The organism is Fructilactobacillus sp. X2R5C2 (assembly GCF_059901375.1).
On the sequence record NZ_JBWXUX010000001.1, the window covers coordinates 104465 to 130167 of the forward strand.

23 protein-coding genes are annotated in these 25703 nt (G+C 39.4%); 5 read left to right on the top strand and 18 right to left on the bottom strand.

Translation table 11 applies throughout. The features are described from left to right. Positions 1 to 4: 4 nt before the first annotated feature. The 10 genes from AC6UD2_RS00580 to helD all read right to left on the bottom strand — a co-directional run bounded on the left by AC6UD2_RS00580 (position 5) and on the right by helD (position 10124). Positions 5 to 898, bottom strand: a complete 894-nt coding sequence (locus AC6UD2_RS00580; protein WP_056978995.1) for a cation diffusion facilitator family transporter — start codon at positions 896 to 898, stop codon at positions 5 to 7. A 27-nt stretch (positions 899 to 925) separates the two neighbouring features. Further along, a complete protein-coding gene (locus AC6UD2_RS00585) occupies positions 926 to 1366 on the bottom strand; it encodes a nucleoside 2-deoxyribosyltransferase (RefSeq protein ID WP_010022667.1) in 441 nt (146 codons plus the stop codon). A gap of 21 nt (positions 1367 to 1387) precedes the next feature. Next, on the bottom strand, positions 1388 to 1789 hold the full coding sequence (locus AC6UD2_RS00590) for a hypothetical protein (RefSeq protein WP_039144128.1): 402 nt from the start codon (positions 1787 to 1789) through the stop codon (positions 1388 to 1390). 58 nt (positions 1790 to 1847) lie between these two features. Further along, positions 1848 to 2333 (bottom strand): RluA family pseudouridine synthase, encoded by a 486-nt coding sequence (locus AC6UD2_RS00595; protein ID WP_500697670.1) that lies wholly within the window; start codon positions 2331 to 2333, stop codon positions 1848 to 1850. Further along, positions 2311 to 2745, bottom strand: a complete 435-nt coding sequence (locus tag AC6UD2_RS00600) for a hypothetical protein (RefSeq protein WP_500697671.1) — start codon at positions 2743 to 2745, stop codon at positions 2311 to 2313. Before AC6UD2_RS00600 ends, AC6UD2_RS00595 begins: the two co-directional genes overlap by 23 nt. A gap of 47 nt (positions 2746 to 2792) precedes the next feature. Continuing rightward, the gene (locus AC6UD2_RS00605) at positions 2793 to 3980 is read right to left on the bottom strand and encodes an MFS transporter (protein WP_500697672.1); all 1188 of its coding nucleotides are present in this window, start codon (positions 3978 to 3980) and stop codon (positions 2793 to 2795) included. A 126-nt stretch (positions 3981 to 4106) separates the two neighbouring features. Then, on the bottom strand, positions 4107 to 6293 hold the full coding sequence (locus tag AC6UD2_RS00610) for a heavy metal translocating P-type ATPase (RefSeq protein WP_052236597.1): 2187 nt from the start codon (positions 6291 to 6293) through the stop codon (positions 4107 to 4109). 14 nt (positions 6294 to 6307) lie between these two features. Continuing rightward, positions 6308 to 6751: a CopY/TcrY family copper transport repressor gene (locus tag AC6UD2_RS00615; protein WP_500697673.1), complete on the bottom strand. Its 444-nt coding sequence runs from the start codon at positions 6749 to 6751 to the stop codon at positions 6308 to 6310. A 147-nt stretch (positions 6752 to 6898) separates the two neighbouring features. Further along, positions 6899 to 7813 carry a type I pantothenate kinase gene (gene coaA / locus AC6UD2_RS00620; RefSeq protein WP_039144122.1) on the bottom strand — a complete coding sequence of 305 codons (915 nt, stop codon included), beginning with the start codon at positions 7811 to 7813 and terminating at the stop codon, positions 6899 to 6901. 10 nt (positions 7814 to 7823) lie between these two features. Next, positions 7824 to 10124: an RNA polymerase recycling motor HelD gene (gene helD, locus AC6UD2_RS00625; protein ID WP_500697674.1), complete on the bottom strand. Its 2301-nt coding sequence runs from the start codon at positions 10122 to 10124 to the stop codon at positions 7824 to 7826. Positions 10125 to 10215: 91 nt separating this feature from the next. On the opposite strand from helD, the gene AC6UD2_RS00630 reads away from it, so the two are divergent. From AC6UD2_RS00630 to AC6UD2_RS00645, 4 genes are all read left to right on the top strand, one after another. Then, positions 10216 to 12072 carry a cation:proton antiporter domain-containing protein gene (locus AC6UD2_RS00630; protein WP_500697675.1) on the top strand — a complete coding sequence of 619 codons (1857 nt, stop codon included), beginning with the start codon at positions 10216 to 10218 and terminating at the stop codon, positions 12070 to 12072. Between the two features lie 192 nt (positions 12073 to 12264). Then, positions 12265 to 12921 carry a histidine phosphatase family protein gene (locus tag AC6UD2_RS00635; RefSeq protein WP_039144119.1) on the top strand — a complete coding sequence of 219 codons (657 nt, stop codon included), beginning with the start codon at positions 12265 to 12267 and terminating at the stop codon, positions 12919 to 12921. Between the two features lie 10 nt (positions 12922 to 12931). Further along, positions 12932 to 14197: a GTPase HflX gene (gene hflX / locus AC6UD2_RS00640; protein WP_500697676.1), complete on the top strand. Its 1266-nt coding sequence runs from the start codon at positions 12932 to 12934 to the stop codon at positions 14195 to 14197. Positions 14198 to 14468: 271 nt separating this feature from the next. Then, a complete protein-coding gene (locus tag AC6UD2_RS00645) occupies positions 14469 to 15818 on the top strand; it encodes an APC family permease (RefSeq protein ID WP_500697677.1) in 1350 nt (449 codons plus the stop codon). A 28-nt stretch (positions 15819 to 15846) separates the two neighbouring features. Here the strand turns inward: AC6UD2_RS00645 and AC6UD2_RS00650 are convergent, their stop codons facing one another. The 7 genes from AC6UD2_RS00650 to AC6UD2_RS00680 form a co-directional block, all read right to left on the bottom strand. Next, positions 15847 to 16659: a DUF6681 family protein gene (locus AC6UD2_RS00650; RefSeq protein ID WP_500697678.1), complete on the bottom strand. Its 813-nt coding sequence runs from the start codon at positions 16657 to 16659 to the stop codon at positions 15847 to 15849. Beyond that, complete coding sequence (locus tag AC6UD2_RS00655) at positions 16659 to 17213, bottom strand: hypothetical protein (RefSeq protein WP_500697679.1); 555 nt, start codon at positions 17211 to 17213, stop codon at positions 16659 to 16661. Before AC6UD2_RS00655 ends, AC6UD2_RS00650 begins: the two co-directional genes overlap by 1 nt. A 90-nt stretch (positions 17214 to 17303) precedes the next feature. Next, positions 17304 to 17873: a guanylate kinase gene (locus tag AC6UD2_RS00660; protein ID WP_500697680.1), complete on the bottom strand. Its 570-nt coding sequence runs from the start codon at positions 17871 to 17873 to the stop codon at positions 17304 to 17306. After that, positions 17863 to 18285, bottom strand: a complete 423-nt coding sequence (locus AC6UD2_RS00665) for a bis(5'-nucleosyl)-tetraphosphatase (protein ID WP_010022647.1) — start codon at positions 18283 to 18285, stop codon at positions 17863 to 17865. Before AC6UD2_RS00665 ends, AC6UD2_RS00660 begins: the two co-directional genes overlap by 11 nt. Positions 18286 to 18334: 49 nt before the next feature. Then, the gene (locus tag AC6UD2_RS00670; RefSeq protein ID WP_500697681.1) at positions 18335 to 19474 is read right to left on the bottom strand and encodes a cation:proton antiporter; all 1140 of its coding nucleotides are present in this window, start codon (positions 19472 to 19474) and stop codon (positions 18335 to 18337) included. A gap of 68 nt (positions 19475 to 19542) precedes the next feature. After that, positions 19543 to 21210: a glycosyltransferase family 39 protein gene (locus AC6UD2_RS00675; RefSeq protein WP_500697682.1), complete on the bottom strand. Its 1668-nt coding sequence runs from the start codon at positions 21208 to 21210 to the stop codon at positions 19543 to 19545. A gap of 118 nt (positions 21211 to 21328) precedes the next feature. Beyond that, positions 21329 to 22933 (bottom strand): ArnT family glycosyltransferase, encoded by a 1605-nt coding sequence (locus tag AC6UD2_RS00680; protein ID WP_500697683.1) that lies wholly within the window; start codon positions 22931 to 22933, stop codon positions 21329 to 21331. Positions 22934 to 23088: 155 nt separating this feature from the next. On the opposite strand from AC6UD2_RS00680, the gene AC6UD2_RS00685 reads away from it, so the two are divergent. Then, a complete protein-coding gene (locus AC6UD2_RS00685) occupies positions 23089 to 24003 on the top strand; it encodes a proline-specific peptidase family protein (RefSeq protein ID WP_500697684.1) in 915 nt (304 codons plus the stop codon). Between the two features lie 44 nt (positions 24004 to 24047). On the opposite strand, the gene AC6UD2_RS00690 is transcribed toward AC6UD2_RS00685, so the two are convergent. Then, positions 24048 to 25595, bottom strand: coding sequence for an ABC-F family ATP-binding cassette domain-containing protein (locus AC6UD2_RS00690; RefSeq protein ID WP_010022640.1), 1548 nt, complete (start codon positions 25593 to 25595; stop codon positions 24048 to 24050). Between the last annotated feature and the right edge of the window lie 108 nt (positions 25596 to 25703).

The following is a 25703-nucleotide window of genomic DNA, read 5'->3' on the forward strand; positions in this document are numbered from 1 at the left end:
TTTTTTAGATGTCTTTTCCATTATCATAAAATAAATCATCGTGGCGACCCCGATCAACTTCTGGTTGAATCGTAACGTGGTCAATGTGATATTTTCCTTTTAATAATTTATTAATTTGATCATAAATTAATTGAACTTGACTAAGTGGCATATCCTTCATGTTGACATGAGCTGAAAAGACAATGCTATTCTCGTCAACCATCATGGCGTGAACGTGATGAACACTAGTCACACCGTTGATTTTAAGCAAATCCTTTTTAATGGCAGCGTAATTAAGATTGGGAGCACATTCCATTAGAATTCCAACCGTCTTCTTAATGATAGGCCAGCTTTCCCACATGATATACAAAGCCACCAAAATCGTTACGATCGGATCCACAATCGTCCAGTTAAAAAATGAGATTAAAATTCCGCCAAAGATGATTCCAAGTGAGGACAATGAATCACTTAGAAGATGAAGGTAAGTCGCCTTCATGTTTAAATTGTGTTTGGCTCCCTTGTTGAGCAGAAATGCTGAAACGAAGTTAGCAATGGTTCCCACAATCGCAACTCCCAACATTACTGGGCCATCAATGGTTTCTGGATGTGAGATTCGACTAATCGCTTCAATAATTAAAAAAATGGAAATCAAGATCAAAAACAATGAATTGAGAAAGGCCGAAATAATTTCAGCTCGTTTAAATCCATACGTATTCTGCTTGGTTTGCTGTTTTTTACTAATCCGATGAGCAATATAGCTCAATACAATTGAAATGGAATCTCCCAGATTATGGAATGCATCTGAAAGAAGTGATAAGCTTCCAGAAAAAATCCCCCCTAAAAATTCAAGGATCGTAATAACTGCATTTAATACCGTGACTTCGAAAAATCTCATTCCAGATAATTGATCATTATTCATAATCTTTCTCCTTTATTTCGATTTATATTAAAAAATACTACCTGTGTAATGACTTTCTGGCATCTTAGAAAAGTCATAAGCCTGAAGCTGCTCCCCATTTCTAAGGTAAGCATGCAAGCTTTCTGAAATCATCAAATTTAATGGTTCATCCTTTTGTTGAAAAACAACCACTGGTTTGCCCATCTGAACTCCAGCACCAATTTCATAAGCAGTTCCACTGTCAACATTATCACCAACAAAGTCGACCACAGCAACTACCACTTTAGCAGCTGCTAAGTTTTCCATGTCACGATGATAAATCTCGTTTGCCCATGGCAGAGTAAACTGTTCATTTTCGGCATCTTGATGTTTCCGTGGGGAATAAAAATCGGTAACCGTTGGGTTTGCTTCTAACGCTTTTTCAACGACTTCAATTCTTTGAATCTGTTCGTCACTGAAAAAGGGACTTGCTAAATAGATTTGGGCCATGTTAATTCTCCTTGTCTTTGTCTAATCTTCTACCATTCGCCATTCGCCTTCACCGGCTTTTGAAATTAAATTTAAAAAGTGCAGTGCTTCAAGGGCTTGACTTTGATCGTGTTTGTTTAAAGCATTCAAACCCGCTCCCGTGTTAATGGGACGTGAGAGATCAAACTGGCCGTTTTTACCAGATTGACCCTCTGCCATGGCTACCACGACTTCTCCACTGTCAACCTTAGTAACAATAAAAAAGATGGTAAAATCATCGTCTTTTTTCATATACGCGGGCATTGCCCAGATATCATCTGCAATCTGCTGCATTTCGTATTCTTTGAACTTATAATCGAGATGATTTTTTTCGGTCACCGGATTCTTAAGTACAAACATCATCTTATCAAACGGCTTTTCACCTAACTGAATGTTGTCTTCCATTCGACCATGCTCCTTACTAATTTAATTTAATTGTAGCAAACTTTGAAAAAATTACATACTAGTTTTTAGAAATCAATCCTTGCATATCATCGGGGACTTTGGCTTTAAAATTCAACTGTTGCTTTTGAAATGGATCAAAAAAAGAGATGAATGATGCATGCAAAGCCTGACGGGTAATCCCTCGGTCCATGCCTCGGTCCATGGGACCTTGATACAATTGATCACCTAAAAGCCGATGATTAATGGATGTCATGTGAACCCGAATCTGGTGGGTTCTCCCCGTGTGAAGCTTAATTTCAAGTAATGAATAGCCAGAAAATTCCTCTTTTACCCAGTATTCCGTTTGAGCTGAATGTCCGTTTGGCGTCACCTGGCGTGCAAAGTCATTTCCGATCCTACCAATCGGCTGGTCAATCATCCCGTGCTGATGATCCATTTTTCCAACCACCAGTGCTAAATATCGTTTATCAATTTGGTGCTGATTAAGTTCCATGTTTGCATAACTATTAGCCAACCGATTCTTAGCGACAAGAACCACCCCCACTCGTAAACCGATCTAACCGGGTAATAATATGGGGCTTTAAGTTGGCCGCTTTTTCTTTCACTAAATGACCCTTAATCCGGTTCACTAACGTATCGTCTTGATTACTTGGACCAGGAACTGACGTTAACCCAGCCTCCTTGTTGACAACCAGCCAATTATCATCCTCATAAATCACTTTAATTGGCTGAAAACTCGTTATGATTCGTGGATCCGATGGCTCATTAGGAAAATGAACGGAGACCAAGTCGCCAAAATTAACGGTCCCATCTGGATCAACTCGCTTACCATTAATTTCTAAAGGATGACTTTGTCGTTTCAGGTCGGCATACATTCGATGACTAATTCCTTGTTGAGTTAAAAAGGCTTTTAGCGATAAAGGATGGTGGCTTTCACTTTTAAAATCGACTTTCATGATTTCCTCCTTCAGACAAAATAAATAAGGCGGTGCATCGCACTGCCTTATTTAAAGATTTTTCTACGAAAGATTTTAATGTCCCATAAACCAACTGCTCCCATAGCAAGAAGAATAATTCCACAAACCACGAAGGTTAAAGCAGGTTTATTGGAACTAAAGACTGAATCAATTCCACCTAAAGCGATTGGTGCTAAGAAAATTCCACAATTACTACCGATCAACAAAATCGAAGTTGTTAGGTTTAAAGTTCCCTTTGATGAGATCTCGGTGGCAATGTTTAAAATGTATGAAACTACCACGGCATCAAGGAAAGTTACCAAAAAGAATCCAAGTGCGGCACTAAAGAAGGAATGTGACAAGCCAATCCATAACTGACAAATTCCACTCGCAATGATTCCAACGGGCAATAGATACTTCTTTAATTTCATGAGTGCCACACTAAAAATAATCCCACCAACTAGTCCAAAGATTGGGGCAATACTAATTACCACGGCCGATTGTTGGGTAGAACCAATTCCCGTTCCTTCGATGAACTCGGCAATTCGAACGGTTGCTCCGACGTAAGTAATTTGATAAACAGCCAAAAGAATTGTCCAAAATAAAACATCGGTATTAACTTTTGGGAAATACTGATTTTTTCGTTCGGCTTGATAATGTTCCTCTTGCGGTGGATTTGGCACAAAGAAGAAGAACAGGATGGCCACTGGAAATGCCAAAGTATAAATCAAGAAGGCACTGTGCCAACCAAAGTCAACCAGTAGCGCACCAGCAACATAGGCCGAAATGGCATTTCCTAACATCTCAAAGCCACTTCTAACCCCCATTAGCTGATTCTTCTCTTTTCCCTTAAAGAAGGTTCCGATCAGACTAACGGCTAATCCATTTAATAATCCCAAACCAATACCAAAGGCAAATCTGGAAATGAGCATAACATAATAATTAGTGACGAAGATGGGAATGACCCCAGCTATTCCACTAACCAACAGTCCAAAGATCACCGTTCGCTTGGGACCAATTTTTTTAGCAATCCAACTACTTGCCAACAAAAAAATGATAACGGCAAGAGCGGGCATGGTGGCAATTAACTCAATACTTGAGTAAGAATGTCCAGGGAACGCACACTGCCATTGAGGCACTTCAGCTGAAACTGATAATGATGACGCCAAAACTAATGAAACTGCCAATAATGAAAATTTCATCATTGGAGAATATTTTTTCTTTTCTTGATCCATGAACTCCACCATCCCTTATTACTTAATTTGTTACTTAATGAATCGATTATACAAAAAAAGAGTGGCAAATGGAAGCCACTCTAACTTAATCAACTAATTAATTGTTAATTATGTTCTTTTAAGAATTTATTCTTTAATTTTTCCCATGTGAAGAGTTAAAGCATTAACAGCAACGATAATCGTTGAAGCTGACATAATTAAGGCTCCAACCGCTGGAGAAAGGATGATACCCCATGGAGCAAGAATCCCAGCAGCTAGCGGCATCGCAATAATATTGTATCCAGCACCCCACCAGAGGTTCTCAACCATTTTACGGTTAGTTGCTCTAGCGAGATCCAAGAAATCAATGATATCTTCCGGATCACTTTTGACTAAAACAACATCAGCCGATTCAATTGCAACGTCGGTTCCAGCACCGATGGCAACTCCAATGTTAGCTCGAGACAAACTTGGTGCATCGTTGATACCATCTCCGACCATCATGACATCGTTACCCTTACTCTGATACTCTTTAATGATTTCTTCCTTGTTCTGTGGAAGTAGTTCAGCACGATAATCAATGTCACCTAACTGATGTGCGACTCGTTTAGCAGCTAAATCATTATCACCAGTGAGCATGACTGGAGTGATATTCATTCTTCTTAAAGCCTTGATAAGGTCAATTGACTTCGGACGAAGGACATCACCTTGAGCAATAACCCCCAGAACCTTGTCATTACTTACAAGGTAACTGATTGAATTTCCTTGACTTGCTAAATCATCAAACTGCTTTTGGCTATAGTCCAAATGATTGTCTGATAAATATTTAGCAGTAACAATCTTGTATTCTTGGTCATCAATCTGACCGGTCAACCCAACTCCTTGAATTGCTTGAACATTTTTAGCCGGAGTTACATTGATCCCTTCCCTTTTAGCCTTAGCTAAAATTCCAGTTGCAAGAGGATGGCTTGAATTAGCTTCAAGATCAGCAAACTTTGTAAGTAATTCATTGTCGCTCATATCTGAATCAGATGTGACGTCATTAACCTGGAAGACCCCTTCAGTTAAAGTTCCAGTCTTATCCATAAAGACGTAGTCAAGGCGCTTAACTTCTTCAATTGCCTGACGGTGGCGAATTAAAAGACCATTTTGAGCTCCAATTGAGGTGCTTCGAGCAACAACCAAGGGAATTGCGAGTCCTAAAGCATGAGGACATGCAATTACTAAGACGGTAATCATTCTTTGTAGTCCATAACTCAGTCCACTAAGAATGGTCCAAATAATTAATGCCAGAATTCCAATTATCAAAGCACCGTAGAACAACCAACGTGAAACCTTGTCAGCCATCGTTTGAGCCTTTGATTTTTCCTTCTGGGACGCCTGAACCATCTTGATAACTTGAGCCAGGTAACCGTCTTTGGCAGTCGCGGTAACTTTTACCTTAATACTACCGTCACCGTTAACAGATCCACCAATAACTTTACTACCAGGTTTCTTGGTAACAGCTCTTGATTCACCCGTTACTAAAGACTCGTTTACGGCACTCGTGCCAGAATCAACAACCCCGTCGGATGGGACTTTTTCACCTGGTTGAACAAGAACCACATTGCCAACTTGCAACTGATCCAGATTAACATCCTTTGTCTTGCCATTTGGTTCAACTAAATGAGCGGTATTAGGAAGCAGTGCCGCCATTTTCTTCAGAGCATCTCCAGCGTTCATGACCGCATCCATTTCAATCCAGTGACCTAGAAGCATGATGACAATCAACGTTGCTAGTTCCCAGAAGAAATTCATCACGTGACCGCTTGGATTAACAAAGGTGTTCATGATAAATGCATATAAACTGTAGAAGTAAGATGCACCAATTCCAAGCGTGATCAACGTCATCATGGCAGGAGCACGATTCTCTAATTCACCTTTAGCTCCCTTAAAGAATGGTTCTCCACCGTAGAAGAATAAAATCGTTGAGAGGATCATAACAACCCAGTCTGATCCGGGAAAAGTAATCTGAAATGGTAGTTTCATTCCCATGAATGGAGAAAGTAATAGGATGGGGATCGTAAGGATCAATGAAATCCAAAAGCGACGCTTAAAGTTTCCCATGTTCATCATGTGGCCGCCACCCATGTCCATTGAGCCACCGCTCATATTCATGTTCATGGATCCATGTTTCATCTTCATCGAACCATGATCCATCTTCATTTTATGATTACTACCCATGTTCATTTGTGACTTATTATTTTGGGAATTCATATTTTTCATTTTATGGTCGTCATGATTCATGTTCATATTATTCATTGAATCATGCTTCCCGTTGTTCATGTCTTTCATTAAAAAGCTCCTCTCTACTGACAATCCATGTTCATATTGCCTGGCAAGCAGTTACAGTCAACTTTATCAGGCGCCGTTTTTAATTTTTGGTTTAACATTTTTACCAACTGATTAATATCGCCCTTACTAATCTTACTTTGACTAACTAAATCCATAATCGTTTGCCCTTTTCGCATATCACACATCTGTTTAAAAAGTTCCTCAGCGCTCAGATTCATCGCATTTTGTTCACTAACTGTTGATGAATAAACAAAGTGCTGACCTTGTTTTACTCTTGTCAGCAGTCCCTTTTTAACCAAGCGACCAAGTAGGGTTTTGATGGTTGATTCCTTCCAGTCCCGTTTACTGGCGACAGCATCAATAATGCTTCGTGATGAACTAGAACCCATGGTCCAAATTAGCCGCATAATTTGCCATTCAGCAGGTGTGATTTCATCAATTTTTTTAACTTCATTCAACTCTATCACCCCTCAAACATTTAATTTACATATGTAAACTCAGTTCTAAATATAATCTACAATTGTAAACTTGGCAAGGATTTTAAATCTCCTGCATAAATAAAAGAGTGGTTAGTTACCGTCGTCTCAGTAATTAATCACTCTTTTTTAGTATTTTCTAAGGTAAACTTTATCCACGATATGACCCTTACCCTTATGAATAATAAGGTTAGCCCGTTCTCGGGTTGGCAATATATACTCGTTTAAATTTGGTAAATTAACGGTATTCCAAACATTTTCAGCCATTTCAATCGCTTTTTGGGGTTCCTCTTTCGCATATTTGTAATAATAATTGGTCGGATCTTTAAACGCGGTCTTCATTAACTTTTTGAAACGGTTGAGATACCACGTTTCAATTAATTTCGGATCAGCATCAATGTAAATTGAAAAATCAGTAAAATCACCAATGTAAAGCTTCTGATGATCCGGAATTTGGAGGGTATTGATCCCTTCAATAATTAAGATATCAGGATTCTTAATGACATCGTATCGGTTGGGAATAATGTCATAAGTCTGATGAGAATAAACGGGAGCTTTCACTTCTTTTACCCCGGCTTTAATCTTAACCAAAAATTGAATTAAAGATTCCATGTCATAGCTTTCAGGAAAGCCCTTACGATCAAGGATTCCCTTCTCCTTCAAGATCTTTGTTGGATACAAAAAGCCGTCCGTGGTAATTAATTGGGTCTTCATGTCCGGTAATAAATCGGTAAAAAGGTATCGCAGTAAGCGTGCGGCCGTGGATTTCCCAACTGCTACACTTCCTGAAATTCCAATAATAAACGGAATTTTGGGAGTCAAACGTTTTAGAAAGTGACTCTCGGTATTTTCCCAATTTTGATAATGTTTCGAAGCCAATTCCAACAAATGAACCAATGGCATGTAGATGTTAGACACATCATCCAATGAAATTTGGTCGTTAAAGGCTTTTAACCGTTCCAAATTAGCCTGAGTAATCGGCGCTGATTCGTTCGGATAAAACTCTTTCCATTCATTTTTACTGAATTCATAAAAATCTTTCATCGCCAATCACCTACTTGGTTACCAACTGATATTCATCCTTTGGAACATCATTAAACAGTGGTGATAATTCACCAATTGAAATCACATCTAAACGATGCATGGCACGACTACAAATCGTATAAACTAACTGATCGTCACGTTCCGTTGGATATTCTTGTTTAGAACCATTCCACATAACAACGGCATCAAACTCAAGTCCCTTGGCTAGATAAGCTGGGACCACAATGACACCCTTAACTAACCGCTGATTTTCGGTCTGAATCAAAGTGGATTTAATTCCCTTCTGCTCGAGCTTTTCGTGCACTCGTTTACATTCATCCAATGATTTCGCAATTATAGCCGTGGTGTCGTTCGCTTGATCGTTGGTCTGAATCGTCTCTTTTAAAGCGTCAATGCCACTATCAACATCACCTACCACGTTAATCTTAGGGAGTTCCCCCGTTCTCGCAAAGGATTGAATCTTACTTCCATCCGGAATCAAATGCTTCGTAAAATCAGTAATTTGTTCGGTTGACCGGTACGATTTATTAAGTTCGATGACACGAGTTTTTTCCGGATCAAACATCGTTTCCATTTCTTTTAACAAACTCTGGCTACTTTCATGGGTGAAAATGGCCTGATTAAGATCTCCCAGTAAAGTAAACTTAGCTCGGGGAAAATTAAACTTCAAGTAAGCCAACTGAAATGGAGTATAGTCCTGAACTTCATCAACAAACAGGTAACGCATATGAACATCAGGACGTTTCCCAGAAATCAAGTCGTATAAATAGAGATAAATGGAGATGTCAGCATCACTGATTTTTCCATTCTTTAAACGATCAATCGATTTTTCCACTCCATCGTTCCATTCCTGCTCACTAATTCCATATTTACTCAGGTCCGCGATTCGAGGAACATTTCTTAGTAAGTTAACAAATTGACGGTTGATACTGACAAAACGACCGCGGGTAATGGCCTTTTTGACGTTTCGAAAAGCATTTTGGACAATCTTTTTAGCAAGGAAATTGTATTCCTTGTCTGGGTTATCCATACTCTCACCAAACTTGGCGTAAATGGCTTGCAGTTGTTGTTGATCAAGACCTTCAATGGTCTCTTCCACCCACTTCTTACGCATTTCACTTCCAATGTGGCGATTCAAAATCTTACTTAATTCTTCCTTAGTGGCTTCCAATCGATTTCGCAAGTTATAGTTCTGGTTAAAACGATAGTAAATCTCACTAATCTCTTCTTTGGAGATAAAGACATTCTGTTCAAACTTAATATCCTTAAATTGGAAATTTTCCTTATTTAAATGATGAGCATACTTCCCCACCAACTTAAAGAAGTCCAAACTGTTCTTAAAGTCGACCACTTTCTGCTGATGCTTTTCGTGGGTCTCAGTGAAACGCTCACCAACCGTCTCCACACTTAGGTGCGGAACGCGCCGATTAGTGTACTGATAATACGTCATCTGAACCATATTTTGTTCCCCTAGTTCAGGTAAAACTTCATTAATATAATCATTAAATAATTGGTTAGGTGAAAACAAGATGACTTGACCAGAGTTCAAATTCCCCCGGTAACGGTAAAGGAGGTACGCAATTCGTTGTAAAACTGCAGCCGTTTTTCCTGATCCAGCCGCTCCTTGAACGAAAAGAAGGTCAGAATTAGTATCTCGAATGATTTGATTTTGTTCCTTCTGGATCGTGGTTACGATACTCTTCATCTTCGTATCAGACTGGTGACTAAGGTTTTCTAGTAACAGATTATCGCCTAACGCTTCATCCGTATCAAAGATGGTCTCAATCTTACCGTCTTTAATCTCAATTTGTCGCTTTAATTTGACATCCACCTTCTGTGGTCCAGCTGGTGAATCATAGGTCATCTGACCGATTCCACTATCATAGTAAATACTGGAAATGGGAGCTCGCCAATCATAAACCAGGTAGTCATCTGGATTATCGGTAAATGAAGCTAGTCCAATATAGATCGTCTCGGTGTGCTTTTCACCCTCTTCGTGAAAATCAATGCGTGCGAAATAAGGGTTTTGATCCAACCGTTTTAACGTGCCTAAGTCTCTAGCGGCATTCTTCCATCGATTTTCCCGTTCTGATAACAGTTGTTGTTGCTGTCTGACTGAGACTCCGGTTTCCATCTGACCACTATATGTACTGGTCTTCAGACGAACATCATTAAAAAAGTTTTTTTGGATTTCCGATTGGTCACCCTTCGCTTTTTTAATTTTTTTAGCAGCGTCGACTTCTGCCATTTCAATCTTGCTTTCCACAAAATCAAGGTGCTTCTGTTCTGATTTTTTAATTGAATTTTCCAACGGATAATCCCTCCTGCTTGCTAAACTTGACTAAATATTCTAACATATTACATCAGCTCGACAAAATATAAAAAACCAAGGTGATCGTAATATGGATTCAATTTCATTAGTAATTGTTCTACTGGCGGCCCTCATAACGCCATTAATCATGGCTAGATTCCACATTTCTATGCTACCAACGGCGGTCGTAGAAATCTTAGTTGGAATCATCTTAGGTCCCAGTCTATTTAACATTGTATCGGACTCAAATATCTTATCCATTCTTTCCAAAATCGGTGTAATTGTCCTCCTGTTTTTGAGTGGAATGGAAATCGATTTTTCACTATTTAAGCCCAAAAATAAGAACCCGAGTGAACTCGAAAAGAAGTCAAACAAGAACGCTCCTCGTTTTTCTTCGGTCCAACTAGCCTTCATGGGTTACGCAACCGTTATTATCCTATCATTAATTCTAGGATACTTCTGTAAATTAAGCGGCCTTTTCAGTGATTTTTGGTTAGCTTCCATTCTATTTGCTACCATTTCACTAGGAGTCGTAATTGCTGCCCTAAAAGAAAAGGATGTGACCGGTAGTGATTTTGGTCAAACCATTCTGTTAATTGCAGCTTTAGGTGAAGTTTTACCAATCTTTGCCCTTACAATCTATGCATCCGTCTTCGGTAAAGATAGTAAGTCATTATGGTTAATTTTGATTCTCTTTGTGGTAGCGGGATTTCTACTCTGGTGGTTCAAACGCTTCTTTAAATTCTCAGACCAAATCAACAAATCAACCACTCAGATTGATATTCGGCTCGCATTCTTTATCATCGTGCTCCTATCAACCATTGCGGTTTTCGTGGGCTCAGAAGATATCTTAGGAGCCTTCATCGGTGGAATGGTATACAAACTTTTGCAACCATCCGAAACGACTAAAGACCGGCTGGATTCAATTGGATACGGTCTGTTTATCCCTGTCTTCTTCATCATGAGTGGTGTCGGTTTGAATGTCAAAGAGTTATTGTCTAATCCAGCTACACTGATACTCATCCCAGTCTTCTTTGCGAGTTATATTATCTCCAAATTGGGACTTTATCCCATTTTTAGGCTTCGCTTCAATAAGCGAAATTCACTAGCGGGAATGGCGCTTCCAAGTGCCACCATCACGATGGTGTTAGCCATCCTTCAGGTTGCCAAGGGCATGAAGGTTATTACCTCGCAACAATCTGGAGCATTCTTACTGGCTGCCATTATTACTTGTATCCTTGGACCCCTGGTCTTTAACAAGGCCTTTAAGGTTGAACCAGAAACCTATCCTAAGATTAAAGTAAACTTTTTCGGGGTCAACCTAACAACCATTCCAGTTGCCCAACAACTGTCAACCGGATGGTATGACGTTAACGTCTATACTGACAACGAGGAACACTACCGTTCCTATAACAGTCAGGCTAACGTTCATCTGGTCGACAAATTGGATCCACAATCCCTGATTGAGAACGGATACTTTGACTGTGACATCACCGTTATGGCCTACTTTGACTCAGAAACAAGTTATGAATTAGCTAAGGCAGCTAAGAAGTACGGGGTACGTCGTGTCATTGCCCGTTTTGAAAATCGGGACGTCCTTGACAAACACAAGAAAGAACTTCTTGATCTAGGGGTTGAAATTTACAATAATCTGTCCGTTAACATTGCTATGCTCAGAGAACTGATCGAAGTACCATCTACCTTTAAGATGATTGAATCCAACGAATCAATTCTCCATGAGGTTAAGTTAACCAATCCGAGTCTTGCCAATACCCCAATCAAGAGTCTTCCGTTTAGTAATGACATTACCATTAATGAAATTTTCAGAGATCATCAACCGCTTCATCCAACTGGAAACACTACTTTGATGTTGGGTGATCAAATTATCTTCTCGGCTAAAAAAGGAACTGGCATTCAAATCAGAAATGAATTTAATCCTGATGAATAAATGAAGTCCTAATAACCTCTTCTAACTCAACAAGTTAGTGGAGTTTATTTTTTATGCCACCATTTTATCTCAATTAAGAAACTAATTACTTCAAATAATTATTAAATTATACCAATTCCACTTCGCCCACGTTTATATTAAGGGCCAAAATATGCTAGAATTAGGCAACTAGTCAATCAGGAGGAAAATAAAATGACTTCACTTAATTTATATTTTGTAAGACACGGTCAAACTTATCTAAACCGTTATCATCGTCTACAGGGTTGGGCAGATTCTGCATTGACCGATAAGGGAATTACAGATGCAATTGATGCCGGTAAACACCTTAGCAAAATTAACTTTGACAAAGCATACAGTAGTGACACCAAAAGAGCGCGTGACACGGCTGAATTAATTTTAAAAGAAAACCCATCAGGATTAATTGAACCCATTGAGATGGAAAATCTCAGAGAAGAAAACTTTGGCTATTTTGAGGGAAACGACATGGGTCAAGTTTGGCACATCATTGGTGGACCTTCTGGAGCTGATTCTTATAGTCAGATGATCGCAACCTACACGATGGAGAAGACCCGTGACATGATTGCGGATGCTGACCCTTACGGCGACGCCGAAAATGATTCTCAGTTTTGGCAACGAGTTCAAACTGGACTGGACGAAATCGTTAACAATGCTGAAGACGGTGATGATATCTTAATCACCGCTCATGGAACCTTTATTCGAAGCATCGTCAGTCGGTTTAGTGACATTGACATTAGTGATCCAATTCATAACGGGAGTGTTACTAAAATCGAATATAAAGACGGTGACTACGTCGTAAAGTACTATAACAATATTTCTGATCCAGTCTAAAGGAGCTTTAATGAACGATAATCTTACTGATGTAATTACAATTGGCTTAGATTTAAATGATGCCAATTTTCAGTACTCAATGGAAGAACTCAATAATCTCGTCACGGCTAATAACATGCAAAGTGTTGAGACCGTTACGCAAAAATTGGATCATCCTGATCCTGCTACTTACTTTGGTAAGGGAAAAGTGGAATTTCTTGAGCAACTCGTTAAGACCACGGAAACGGACGTGATCGTCGCCAACGATGAATTGAGTCCCAGTCAGATTCGAAATCTGGAAAAATTGATTAATGCCAAAATCATTGACCGAACAGGACTCATCTTAGAAATCTTCGCCAACCGGGCACGCTCCCGTGAAGCCAAATTGCAGGTTCAGCTTGCTAAACTTAACTATCAACTTCCCAGACTCCGAACCAGCGCAAGTCAACGCCTAGACCAGCAGTCTGCTGGAGGAGGTCTTGCTAACCGTGGTGCTGGTGAAACCCAAATTGAGTTAAATCGGCGAACCATCCAACACCAAATTAATCATGTTCGTCACGAACTAAAAGAAATTGACAAATCATACGACACGCAGAGTAAAAAGCGCAAACAAAATGACCTTAAAACCATTGCACTGGTTGGATATACGAATGCTGGAAAATCTACCATTATGAACCAACTGGTCAAACGCTTTGGGGAGAATGAAGATAAAGAAGTTACGGTTAAAAACATGCTGTTTGCTACCCTAGACACCAGCGTTAGAAAGATTGAATTACCAAACCACAAACGATTTCTGGCAACCGATACGGTTGGTTTTGTAAGTCAACTTCCCCACCAACTCATTCAAGCCTTCAAATCAACTCTGGCTGAAGCAGCTAATGCGGATCTACTGATTCAAGTGGTTGATTATTCTGATCCTAATCAGGAATTAATGATGCAGACCACCGAAGCAACCCTAAAAGAAATTGGGGTTCCGGATATCCCAATGATTAAGGTCTTCAACAAGGCTGACAAAAGTGGCGAGAACTACCCTGTTCGTGAGGGCAATAATATCATCATGTCCGCTTTGGACCCTAATTCCATTAACCGCTTGGTTGACATTATCTCCGAAAACTTGTTTAAGGATTACATCAAAAAAACTTACCTAGTTCCGTTTAGTAATGGTCAGGTTATCTCTGATTTAAACGAAAACGAGACGGTTTATCAGACTGACTATACTGATCAAGGAACCGTTTTACGGGTCGAACTTCCAGAAACATCCGCGGGAAAATATAAAAAATATGAAGTTAATGAATAAAATTTTAGTTGACATTTAAGATAGATCGCGGTTAAATAGTCCTATAATTAATTTAAGAGAACAATATTTAAAGAAATTGCCTAAGAGAGGCTGACGTTATTCTGGAAGTTGGCTGACTACTCTTTATTTCACCACCTCTTAAAAATAGATTAATAACCAACAGAAAGTGCTCTGGTTTATTCAGAGAATTTTGGGTGGAACCGCGTAAACTTGCGTCCCTGACATTTATTTGTCGGGGACTTTTTTTATTCTCAAAAAGGGGGAATTTATTATGAAAAAAAAGGAAGCAGATTCAAACGTTAAACTTAATCGTTCGCTTGGACTTTGGTCCGCACTCTCGCTTGTAGTTGGAACCATCATCGGGGTTGGTATCTTTGTTAGACAAGCAGCCGTCTTAAATGACGCTGGATCAGCAACGGGTGCCATGCTAGCTTGGCTAGCTGGTGGCCTATTAACCTTAGCCGCTGGCCTCTCAATTGCCGAAATTGCTTCACAAATTCCCGCCACGGGTGGCTTATACGCCTATATGGAAGTGATTTACAACAAGTTCTGGGGCTTTCTCTCAGGTTGGATGCAAATTATCGTATATGGACCTGCCATGATCGCCTCATTAGGTGCCTACCTAGCAATTCTTTTAGGGGACTTCTTCCATATCCAACCCCAGTGGAACATCCCAATTGCGATTGTGGCCGTGGTTGCTGTTGGGTTGCTTAACACCTTCCCCAACCGGTTCGGAGCTGCCTTCTCAATCGTTACTACTATTTGCAAATTAGTTCCCGTAGCCGCTTTGATTATTTTTGGTCTTTTCTTTGGCCACGCGGACGCTTTCACTCAAAGTGTCAGTGACGTCCATTCCACAGTTGGTGGCTTTGGAGTTGCCATGTTAGCCACTCTTTTTGCTTTCGACGGTTGGATTTTAGTTGCTAACCTGGGTGGAGAAATTAAAAATCCGAAGAAGATGTTGCCACGTGCTATTACCTTTGGAATCCTAGCCGTCATTGCAATTTACATGTTAGTTTCATACGGGGTTCTTAAAAGTATTGGTCCTCAGAAAATTCATGAGCTCGGGACCAACGCAATCCCGTACATGGCAAACAAGGATTTTGGTGTCATCGGTGGAAAGATCCTGAGTATCGGAATTATCATTTCAATCATCGGTTGTATGAACGGAAAAATCATGACCTTCCCTCGTATCATGTATGCTATGGCAAAGGAAAATCAACTTCCCTTTTCAAAACAGTTAGCTTACTTAAACCCAAAGACTAGAACTCCGATCGTTTCCATTGCTGCGGTATTAGCCATCGTAATTATCATGATTTGTTTCTTTGATGCCGATCGCCTTTCCGAACTATGCATCTTCACGGTTTACTGTTTCTACGTCATGGCGTTTTTCGGGGTCTTCATTTTAAGAAAACGTCATCCAGATCGAAAACGAGTCTTCTCGGTTCCCCTCTATCCATTTACGCCAATTATCGCAATTTTAGCTTCCCTTTTCGTAATTTGTTCCGAAATTGGTTCCGATTTTATTGGGGTAGTTTGTTCCCTTGGAATTGTGGCCCTTGGAATTCCAGTTTATTATTTCGAAGTAACCAGTAAGAAAATAAAACTCCAAAATAAATAAAAAAGAGATCTCGTTTGAGATCTCTTTTTTACTTTTTCCGGTATGCGATTTTAATTTGAACCGCGTAATCGTCGGCACCATCAATTAATCCAGCCCGACCAGCCGTTTTATACTTTCCACCTACTAAAAAGGCCTCAGCTAAGTATAGCTTAACCTTATTCTTATCGAGGTTTTGAATATCTTCAAAACCTGCTTGGACAATATGACCAACCGGCTCACAGTTAACCTGATTCATCCCTGCGTATACCTCATATTTTCCATTCTCTTCTCTTAAATCAAAGTACGGAATTAAGGCACCATCCCCCATCGCATAAACACGATGCTTGGGACTGGTCTTTATTTCAGAAAGAAGGGCTCGTTCACCCAAACCATTGTAGTCATAGTTGGCTACTTTCTTGTTAATCATGGTCTCAGCTAGCTCATGAATGTTATGCCGTTCACTCAGAGTGGATTCCAACTTAGCGGGCATCGTCTTTCGCTCATCGAACAATCCGTTAGCGGGAATATTGCGATAACGACGCTGTTCACCACTTATTGGCTTTTCTTCACTCTTGGGTTGAATGTGTAATACTTTATTGATTACTGGTGTTACGTCAAACTTGGCTCTCTTCTTGGTGAAATAATACATGATGTTCAAATACAAGAAGTACGCCAGGATCAACACTACTAAGAAGACCAAAATCCCCCTAATGATGAATCCGTTGGCAGCAAAACGGTAGGCAACGTAAAGGAGATATAAATCCCCTAACACACCTAAAATCACATAAATTCGACTTTTAGTGTTCGTTTCAATCGTAACGTAACCCAGGTAGTGATTAATAATATCTAGAAAACTAAACATTAACGATCACCTCCCGTAGTGGTGGCCTTTTCTTGTGTATTATTTTGGGTGTTATTGGAATCATTTCCAGTATTGTTATTAGTATTGCCGCCATTATTTTCATTTTGGCTCGATTTTCCGGTACTTCCATTGTTATTGTTGCCAGTGGTCGTCTTCTGGGCATTACTACCATTGTCAGTATTGGAATTATTCCCATCCGAATTAGTCGAATTATTCTGATCCTGTTTACCCGAAGTGGTCTTATTTTGATCATCGTTTTGTGACTTATTGGTGTTCTCCGTATTGTTCTGACTATTTCCAGAATTATTAGATTCATTTTTACCGCTATCGCCATTAGAATCTGAGCTCTGGTTCTTAGAATCTTTACTGTTATCATCGTTTCCCTTCAACTTAAAACCAAAGATGGACTTCTTTTGATTAGTTGGATGGGATGTCACTTTGGCACCTTCATGGGTATTGGTGGCTTTATTAACCACCACGTTGGTAGCTCCAAGGGCCAAACAAATTGAAATAATGGCAAACGGAGTAAGAAACGGTGGCACTCGATTTGGCATTTAATCATCCTCTCAACATATATTCTCTTTTTAAATCTTTAATTATTACGCATAAAAGTAAAGAAATCATTCCAATCCAGAAAAGATTTCTTAAAGTTGCTTCCTTAAGTTTAAAACAATCTGATCAATCCGTTCTCGGGTTTGACTCCACTCCTCATTATCAATCACAATGGATCGACCCTTTAATGCACTAGGGAGGGTTAGATCTCGTTCATCTTCTTTACTCTCCATTCGAACTTGGATCTGGGCCATGGTGTCACCACGGTCAATCATGCGCTGTTTCAGTTCAGCTGGATTTTTGACCCTTAAAAAGATGACCACTGCTTCCGATCCCAGCTTATCCTTGTACGTGATCGCTCCCTTGGTATCTAACACGATCGAAACAATGGATGACTTGGCAAAAGCCCGTTCTAACCCCTCATATGACGATCCATAGTAATTACCGGAGTACTTCACGGATTCCAAAAGATGGAGTTGTTTAAAACTCTGTTGGGTTTCAAAATAGTAATCCACTCCATTTTGCTCGTGGTCCCGTGGAGGTCTCGTTGTGTGAGTGATAACTTTGGGGATGCCATACCTTTTCATTAAATAATCTGAGATAGTGGTCTTCCCAGTGCCAGCTGCACCAGTAATCACAATTACAAATCGTTTATTTGACATAATGCTCCTCAATGTACTTATTCGCTTTTTTAAGTGGAGGAAGTAAATTGTCATAGGTTACTAATTTAAGCGCTTCATCATAAGTGCACCAACGATATTCACTAATTTCTTCATCCTGTTTAGTAACCGGTGTCCCAACGGGAACTTCGGTCACAAAGAAGGTGACCTCTTTGTGGTGACCATTCTTCATGTCATATTCCACCTTGAAGTGAAACCCATCATCAATGTCGGCACGAATCCCAGTTTCTTCCCTTAATTCTCGCTGAGCCGCTTGTTGCAACGTTTCGTTTCCTTCTACGTGTCCCTTAGGATAGCCCCAAAAATTACTAGTTGCACTTTTTAAAAGTAGATAAAGTGGTTGGTTGTCTTTAAGTTGGAAGGCAATCGTTCCACCGTCAATTTCATTAATCATAAAAATGCCCCATTTATTTGTTTCTTTCATTGTACCAAAAAATCAAAAACTACACTGATTTAATACTAAACTTAAGCATGATTGGCGACAAAATGGTAGAAAGAACAATCACCATAATAATCTCAGAATATAATTCTGGAGCAAGCAAGTGGCTAGCCAGTCCGATCTGAGCCACAATCAGTGCCATCTCACCTCTAGAAACCATTCCTGACCCGACTACGTTGGCTTCATTCCAAGTCAATCCAGTTAATTTAGCACCGATTCCACAACCAATCCACTTGGTAAGGAGGGCCAAAACGGTCATCACAATTACAATTATCCACGTACTAGAAAGCCCCTTAAAACTCATTTCCATCCCAATGGCGGCAAAGAAAATGGGAATGAAGAAAGAATAACCAACCTGGTTAGCACTCTTTATTACCTGATCTCGAAGTGACGTTCTGGCGATGGCAATTCCAGCAAAGAAGGCCCCTAAAACCGTACTTAAATTGGCTGCTTCTGCCAAATAAGCCATCAACAAGCAAATACTAATTCCAACCACCGAAACAGCTGAATTAGCCGGAAGTAAGTCGGCTAAGCGCATTAACCATGGCGCAATCCATTTAATGACCAGTATAATCAACACAAAGAATAGGATTTGCCACGTAAATAACACCAGTAGATTTTTCGAACCAGATCCCGTGCCAAAAACACTAGAAAAAACACTCAACAGAACGATGGAAATTACATCGTCAACCACGGCCGCTCCCAAAATGGTAGCTCCAGCGACCGATTTTAATTTACCGAATTCCTGTAAAACTTCCACACTAATTGAAACTGAGGTGGCTGAAAAAATCACACCCCAAAACAAGGCTTTTTCAATGCCCTGTCCTAAGATTTGACCATAAAGGGTGAATGCTAAGACTGGTAAAATAACCCCACAAATCGCCACACTAAACGCTGGCTTCAAGTACTTCTTAACCAGATCAAAGTCACATTCCAACCCGGCAATAAACATTAAAAAAATCACCCCAATTTCGGAGCCAACCGAAACCATATGATTTAAGTTAACTAGGTGTAAGACCGCTGGTCCCAGTAGTAGCCCTGCTAGGATTTCACCAACAACTGCCGGCATTCCAATTCTTTGGCTCAACACCCCTAAGATCAGCGTGGAAATTAAAATTAAACCAATCGACGCTAAATACTCCATTTTATTACCTCCATTATTCCCTATCCTTCAAAAAAAGCAGAGTTTGCCAATTTGACAAACTCCACTAATTAATAAAACTTATGTTCTTTTATCATTTTCTTGGCCTTGGGGTTGGACTTAGTTCTTGCTTCAAACAAGTAGTAAGTAGCCCGTCGTGCCTCAAACATCTGCGCATGACTGCTACGCAATCTGTAATTTTTAATTAGAGCATCACGTCCACCTTTTCTGGAACCACTGCTCATATAACTATATAATTTATCGTTATTCTTACCACTCGTATTATCAACTCGGATTACCAACCACTGAACCTGTTTTTTCTGCACCACCTTGTTAGCCGATCTCATCATTCTTGGATAAGCCCGACTAGGAATGTTGTTTCGCTCAAAGAAATAGTGCGTTGGGTAGGCACCAGAACTCGTATAGAAGCCGTTTTCCAAACGACTATAGGTCAAAAGGGTTGGGGTTCCTTTACTTTCATCTCTGATAATCTTTCCAAATGACACTTGAGCAGGTTGTTGATACTGTCCCTTCTTAGGATTAAGGGTAACGTATAAGTTTTGGGGATGTAACTTTGAATAAATAAAGTTATTGTTTGATCCAAGCACAAACGTTAGCGCCATGCATAGTGCCACAGCAACAAATGTCCATGGCAGAGCAAGTTTCCTGTTAGATTCAAAATGTTTAATAAAGAAGACCAATAAGAAGATGGTCGTTACCAGGATAAATGGGAAGTACGCTAATTGATAGTACTGATAGATCTTTCCAAAGGTATGACCATAAACGGCAACAATCGCATTGACAATCATCATGAATAAAAAGAGGGACTTTGAAACCCCATTCTTGAAGATTTCATGATCAAACAAAACGTAGATGAGACCTAGTAGTCCAAAAACCGTGGTAATTGGATACTGAGTTAAAAACTTCATGAAGAAGCCAGTGGCCATAAGCATCTTAGTGGGAATAATTCCAGAAGATCCATAAACGGTCATATTGATCGTAAAGTAAACGTGAATAAACGCTTTAAGACTGCCAGTCACTACAAAGTAAATTAACCAAGGGACAAGGGCAATCAAGAAACTTAATCCACTGAATAAAATCAACCGCCACATCTCTTTAAAGCGACGGTGATAAACATAGAAAACAAACATAAATACATAAAATCCGATCCACGGACCCAGCAAGGTGTACTTCGAGAAGAACACAACTCCTACCATGAATCCTTGAATCATCCATTCCCACCATTTGATATCAAAATGGTTTTGACTCGCTTTCAAAGCCACGTAAATCAAATACAAAACAGCTGGAAAAACAAAGAATTCAACTGATCCACCATAGTCATAGAATGGCTGAAGCACGGCAAAGACCGGCATAAACAGTGAAATTACAAATGACCAATTCTGTGACAAATACAACCGAGCAATCTTGTATGCCATGGTCATGATAATAATCATGGCAATGATTTCAAACGGCATCATTCCCACCAAAGAACGCTTGGTAAGTAATGATGATAGTCCATAGATCAGATAAACAAAGGGTCCCTTTTGTTCAAAAACATCTTTATAAGGAATAATCCCATGAAACATAGCCTTACCAACAGTAAAGAAGTTATTACTATCAGGCGATGTATCAAAATAATAAAACGGTGAAGCAAACGATAAAAGCAATATTATGATGATACTCATTACCACAAAAGTTAAACCAAATAGATATGGTTTAGTTTTTAGTTTCTTTAGCATAAGATGTTCTTCCAATCATTCAGAAATTTATATTGTACTCAATAATAGTGGCAATTATACCACACTGCCCAAAATGAAGAACGGCACTTCAACATTTTATAAAGTTATCTTAAGATTGTTAACGCCGTTTGAGTAACCAATAGGTCGATTTACGATTATTCGGAGCTTTTTGTTCATGAGTCGACACAACCCGATAATTTTCTAACAGTGTCTTAGAGGCTGGTCGGGTCGAACCATGCTGGCCAAAATACGTTTTGATTGAGTCTGCCTGATTGGTTTTTACTACAATCCACTGAACTGCTTTATCTTGAACCGCTTTATTCTGGGACTTCACTATCTTAGGGTTCTTATCATACGGAATATTATTGATTTGAAAATAGTACTGAGTGGGCAGTGCCCCAGAAACCGTGTACATCCCCAAGTCAAGATAGCCATAGTTCAGTAGGGTTGGAGTCCCCTTACTCTCCTCACGCATGATCTTACCAAATTTTTGTTGTGCGGTCTGCTTGTCATTCATATCCAAGGTCTCTTCATTGTTATCAGGAAACAACTTTGATTTTTGAAAATTATCATTAACTCCCATGGTAAAAAATAGCATTAAGAGCGCCATTCCAATAAACATTGGAACCAATCGTTCCTTTGGCAACTTAAAATGTTGATAACGCAAAAGTTTGGCAACTAAAATTACCAATGTAACTACCACATAAGGCATAAAAGCCAACTGATAGTAAACATAAAGCGTGTCAGGAGTATAACTATAAACAGCAAAAAAGGCGCTCACAAACATCATACACAAAAAAAGGACTTTCGAGATCCCTTTATTAAATACGACAAAAAGTGCAAGTGGAATGGCACCAAGTACAAAAAGTTGTGGTTTATCGATCAAAAACTCACTGAAGATCGCAAACGGTCCAGCAATTTTAGTAAGAATTCCACCACCAACGGAAGTGTTGTAAACCGTCATATTGGAAACAAAATAGACATCGTAAAACGCCTTGAAAGAATTGGTGACAAGAAAATAAATTCCCCATGGTACTACCGAAAGTAGAAAACCAATCCCACTCGCGATTACCATCTTGAAAAGACTATTAAATTGGCGATGATACAAGTAGACCACCGCAAAGATAATGTAAAACGCAATCCAGGTTCCAAGTAAAGTATATTTAGAGAGGAAAACCACTCCTACTAGGAATCCCTGAATAAGCCAGTTCCCATTACTAATCATAAAATGATCGTTGCAAGCTTTAAACGTTAAATAGACAGCCGATAAAATCATCGGAAACACGAATTCCTCGACTAAGCCACCATACGTAAAATATTCCTGAAACATCAAAAAGAACGGTGTTATTAAGGCCAGAATTGCAGCGGTCGGTTTATTAAGATAGAGGTGAGCTGTTTTAAAAACCAAAAACATGGACGTAGCCAGCGAAATTATTTCTACTATTGTAATACCAATAATTGAATAATGGCTGATCAGATAAGCTAATCCATATAAAAGATAGACGTATGGTCCCTTCTGCTCAAAGACATCTTTATAAGGAACTAGTCCATGCATCATTCCCTTACCAACCGTAAAAAAACAGTTGATATCGGGTGAATAGTCAAAATAATAAAGCGGGGATGCATAACTAAACATCCCAATAAAAACAAGTGCTACTAGTACGAAAGCTAAAAAATAACGAACGTTAACATTTTTAATAAAACGTTCTAAACAGAACCTCATTACCGATCCTACTCCTTTTTAAACTCCTCTTATTATATCCTAGAATAATTGTCCTGTACACGTTGACCACATTTCCCAATTACGTTTCCCCCCCACTTTTTTTACCGTTTCAAAGTGGTATCATAATAACTAAATCAAATAAGTAGGTGAATGTTATGAAACAAGGAACCAAAATCATTACATTAGATAATGGTTACCACCTATGGACTAACACTCAAGGAACTGGAGATATTCATCTTCTGGCTCTTCATGGAGGCCCTGGTGGTACACACGAATATTGGGAAAACACCGCTGATGAACTCAAAAAACAAGGATTGAACGTTCAGGTTCATATGTACGATCAGTTAGGATCATGGTATTCAGATACCCCTGATTTTGACGATCCCAAGGTAGCAAATAAAGTTTTGACTTACGATTACTTCCTCGATGAAGTTGAAGAAGCTCGTCAAAAACTAGGAATCGACAAGTTTTACCTCATCGGTCAATCTTGGGGTGGTGCCTTAGTTCAGATGTACGCTGCTAAGTATGGCGATCATCTGAAGGGTGCTATCATTTCATCAATGGTTGATCGTATTGGCGACTATACTAAGCACTTGGCTCAAATCAGAGAAACGGCTTTAACTCCCGACCAGTTAGCATACATGAAAAAGTGTGAAGCCAACAACGATTATGATAACGATAAATATCAGGAACTCGTTGAACTGCTTAATCGTGAATACGTTGACAGAAAACAGCCGCCAGCAATCGCTCACTTAGTGGATACCATGAGTAAACCAATCTACAACGCCTTTCAGGGTGACAACGAATTTGTTATTACCGGAAAGTTAAAGGACTGGAACTTTACTGATCATCTAAAAGACATTAAGGTTCCAACCCTTGTGACCTTTGGTGAACATGAAACCATGCCAATGGAAACCGGAAAACGAATGGCCAAAATGATTCCAAACGCTAAGTTTGTTTCAACTCCAAATGGTGGTCATCATCACATGATTGACAATGCTCCCGTTTACTATGACCATTTGGCAAACTTTATTAAACAAGTTGAAAATGGTACATTTAATCAAAATTAGACCAATAAAAAGACACTTCATTTTATGAAGTGTCTTTTTTGTTATTATTTTTTCGTTAAACTTAACTTTTCCACATCAATGGTTTTATCAACCAGTCCATCATAGAAACTCGCTTCATGACTAACGATGATGGCATTTCCAGGAAACTTGATAATGGCCTGCTTTAAAGCATTCTTGGTTTCATCGTCCAAATGATTCGTAGGTTCATCCATGATTAAGAAGTTGCTTGGAACAAATTCCATCAGAGCTAACTTCACCTTCGTCTGTTCCCCACCAGAAAGTTCACCAATCGGCTTCATGGCATTAGCGGCATCAAGTCCACAACGCCCTAATTGAGATCGAATCTCCTTCTGGGTTAACTTAGGATACTTATCCTGAATGATCTGAAGTGGCGTCATCTTGCGGTTAGGCCAAACCAAATCCTGACTAAAGTAATTAACCTTAGCGGATGGTGAAAAGTCAGCCTCACCACCCTTTGCCGGAATCTGGCCCAGAATGGACTTAATCAAAGTTGACTTTCCAACTCCGTTAAATCCTTGTAGTCCAACTTTTTGGTCAGTATTAACCGAGAAAGTAACGGGCCGAAGTAATGGGCGATCGTATCCAACTGAAAGTTGATCTACTACCAAAGCATTCTGTGAACCAGTGTCAGCATAAGGGAATTTGAACGAAGCTTGAATGTTACTTGAAGGTGGCTCAATGACATTCATGCGTTTCAACATTTTTTCTCTTGACTTCGCCATATTAGAATGACTACCGGCCTTGTTCTTCTGAATGAAGGTCTTGGCCTTTGAGATTTCCTCTTGTTGCTTTTCATATTCCCGTTGCTGGGTCATTTCTTTTTCGTCTTTTTGTCGCATCGCTGACTTAAAGTCACCACGATACTTAGTAACTTTCCCAAAAGCAACGTTGACAATGCAGTTGGTGACTTTTTCCAAGAAATCGTAATCATGGGAAATAATCATTGCTGCCCCGTCAAAACTATTTAAATAATCTTCCAACCAATTAATGTGAGCAGTATCCAAGTAGTTCGTCGGTTCATCAAGCAAAATCACATCTGGATGTTCCAGAATTAATTTAGCTAAAATAATCTTCGAACGTTGTCCACCACTCATTTCTGAAATGGTCTGATCTCTACCAATATCGTCAAGACCTAAGCCATTAATTACCTGCTCAACTTCCGTATCAATATCATAAAAGTTCCGCGATTCAAGCTGTTCTTGGATTCGACCAGCCTGTTCAAGTAATTTTTCATCCATATTGTCGGCATATTTCATGTATAAATCACTCATATGCTGATTCATATTATAGAGGTCAGAAAAGGCGGTGTGTAAGAAATCAATTAACGTCATTCCCTTCGGAATATTAACGTATTGATCCAGGTAACCAACTTTGGTTCCCTTTTGCCATTTGATGTCACCAGTTAGAGGAAGTTGCTTATTGGTCAAAATTTTAATCAAAGTTGATTTCCCAACTCCGTTTTGGCCCACAATTCCCATGTGCTCACCCTTATTTAGCTGAAATGTAGCATCTGAGTAGAGGTCTTTATCAGCAAAACTCATGCTTAGATTCGATACACTTAATAACGCCATTATATATTTCCCTCCATTATTTCATAACTAATACCGTAACACCGAACCGTAATCAACGTCAATTATGTCAATTTGAGTGGTATAATTATAGGTACATTTTTATGAAAG

Excerpts from the sequence above, each read along its gene's own strand:
- AC6UD2_RS00580 (WP_056978995.1), bottom strand. The coding sequence starts at position 898 with ATGAATAATGATCAATTATCTGGAATGAGATTTTTCGAAGTCACGGTA.
- AC6UD2_RS00585 (WP_010022667.1), bottom strand. The coding sequence starts at position 1,366 with ATGGCCCAAATCTATTTAGCAAGTCCCTTTTTCAGTGACGAACAGATT.
- AC6UD2_RS00590 (WP_039144128.1), bottom strand. The coding sequence starts at position 1,789 with ATGGAAGACAACATTCAGTTAGGTGAAAAGCCGTTTGATAAGATGATG.
- AC6UD2_RS00600 (WP_500697671.1), bottom strand. The coding sequence starts at position 2,745 with ATGAAAGTCGATTTTAAAAGTGAAAGCCACCATCCTTTATCGCTAAAA.
- AC6UD2_RS00605 (WP_500697672.1), bottom strand. The coding sequence starts at position 3,980 with ATGGATCAAGAAAAGAAAAAATATTCTCCAATGATGAAATTTTCATTA.
- AC6UD2_RS00610 (WP_052236597.1), bottom strand. The coding sequence starts at position 6,293 with ATGAAAGACATGAACAACGGGAAGCATGATTCAATGAATAATATGAAC.
- coaA (WP_039144122.1), bottom strand. The coding sequence starts at position 7,813 with ATGAAAGATTTTTATGAATTCAGTAAAAATGAATGGAAAGAGTTTTAT.
- AC6UD2_RS00630 (WP_500697675.1), top strand. The coding sequence starts at position 10,216 with ATGGATTCAATTTCATTAGTAATTGTTCTACTGGCGGCCCTCATAACG.
- AC6UD2_RS00635 (WP_039144119.1), top strand. The coding sequence starts at position 12,265 with ATGACTTCACTTAATTTATATTTTGTAAGACACGGTCAAACTTATCTA.
- hflX (WP_500697676.1), top strand. The coding sequence starts at position 12,932 with ATGAACGATAATCTTACTGATGTAATTACAATTGGCTTAGATTTAAAT.
- AC6UD2_RS00645 (WP_500697677.1), top strand. The coding sequence starts at position 14,469 with ATGAAAAAAAAGGAAGCAGATTCAAACGTTAAACTTAATCGTTCGCTT.
- AC6UD2_RS00650 (WP_500697678.1), bottom strand. The coding sequence starts at position 16,659 with ATGTTTAGTTTTCTAGATATTATTAATCACTACCTGGGTTACGTTACG.
- AC6UD2_RS00655 (WP_500697679.1), bottom strand. The coding sequence starts at position 17,213 with ATGCCAAATCGAGTGCCACCGTTTCTTACTCCGTTTGCCATTATTTCA.
- AC6UD2_RS00660 (WP_500697680.1), bottom strand. The coding sequence starts at position 17,873 with ATGTCAAATAAACGATTTGTAATTGTGATTACTGGTGCAGCTGGCACT.
- AC6UD2_RS00665 (WP_010022647.1), bottom strand. The coding sequence starts at position 18,285 with ATGATTAATGAAATTGACGGTGGAACGATTGCCTTCCAACTTAAAGAC.
- AC6UD2_RS00670 (WP_500697681.1), bottom strand. The coding sequence starts at position 19,474 with ATGGAGTATTTAGCGTCGATTGGTTTAATTTTAATTTCCACGCTGATC.
- AC6UD2_RS00675 (WP_500697682.1), bottom strand. The coding sequence starts at position 21,210 with ATGCTAAAGAAACTAAAAACTAAACCATATCTATTTGGTTTAACTTTT.
- AC6UD2_RS00680 (WP_500697683.1), bottom strand. The coding sequence starts at position 22,933 with ATGAGGTTCTGTTTAGAACGTTTTATTAAAAATGTTAACGTTCGTTAT.
- AC6UD2_RS00685 (WP_500697684.1), top strand. The coding sequence starts at position 23,089 with ATGAAACAAGGAACCAAAATCATTACATTAGATAATGGTTACCACCTA.
- AC6UD2_RS00690 (WP_010022640.1), bottom strand. The coding sequence starts at position 25,595 with ATGGCGTTATTAAGTGTATCGAATCTAAGCATGAGTTTTGCTGATAAA.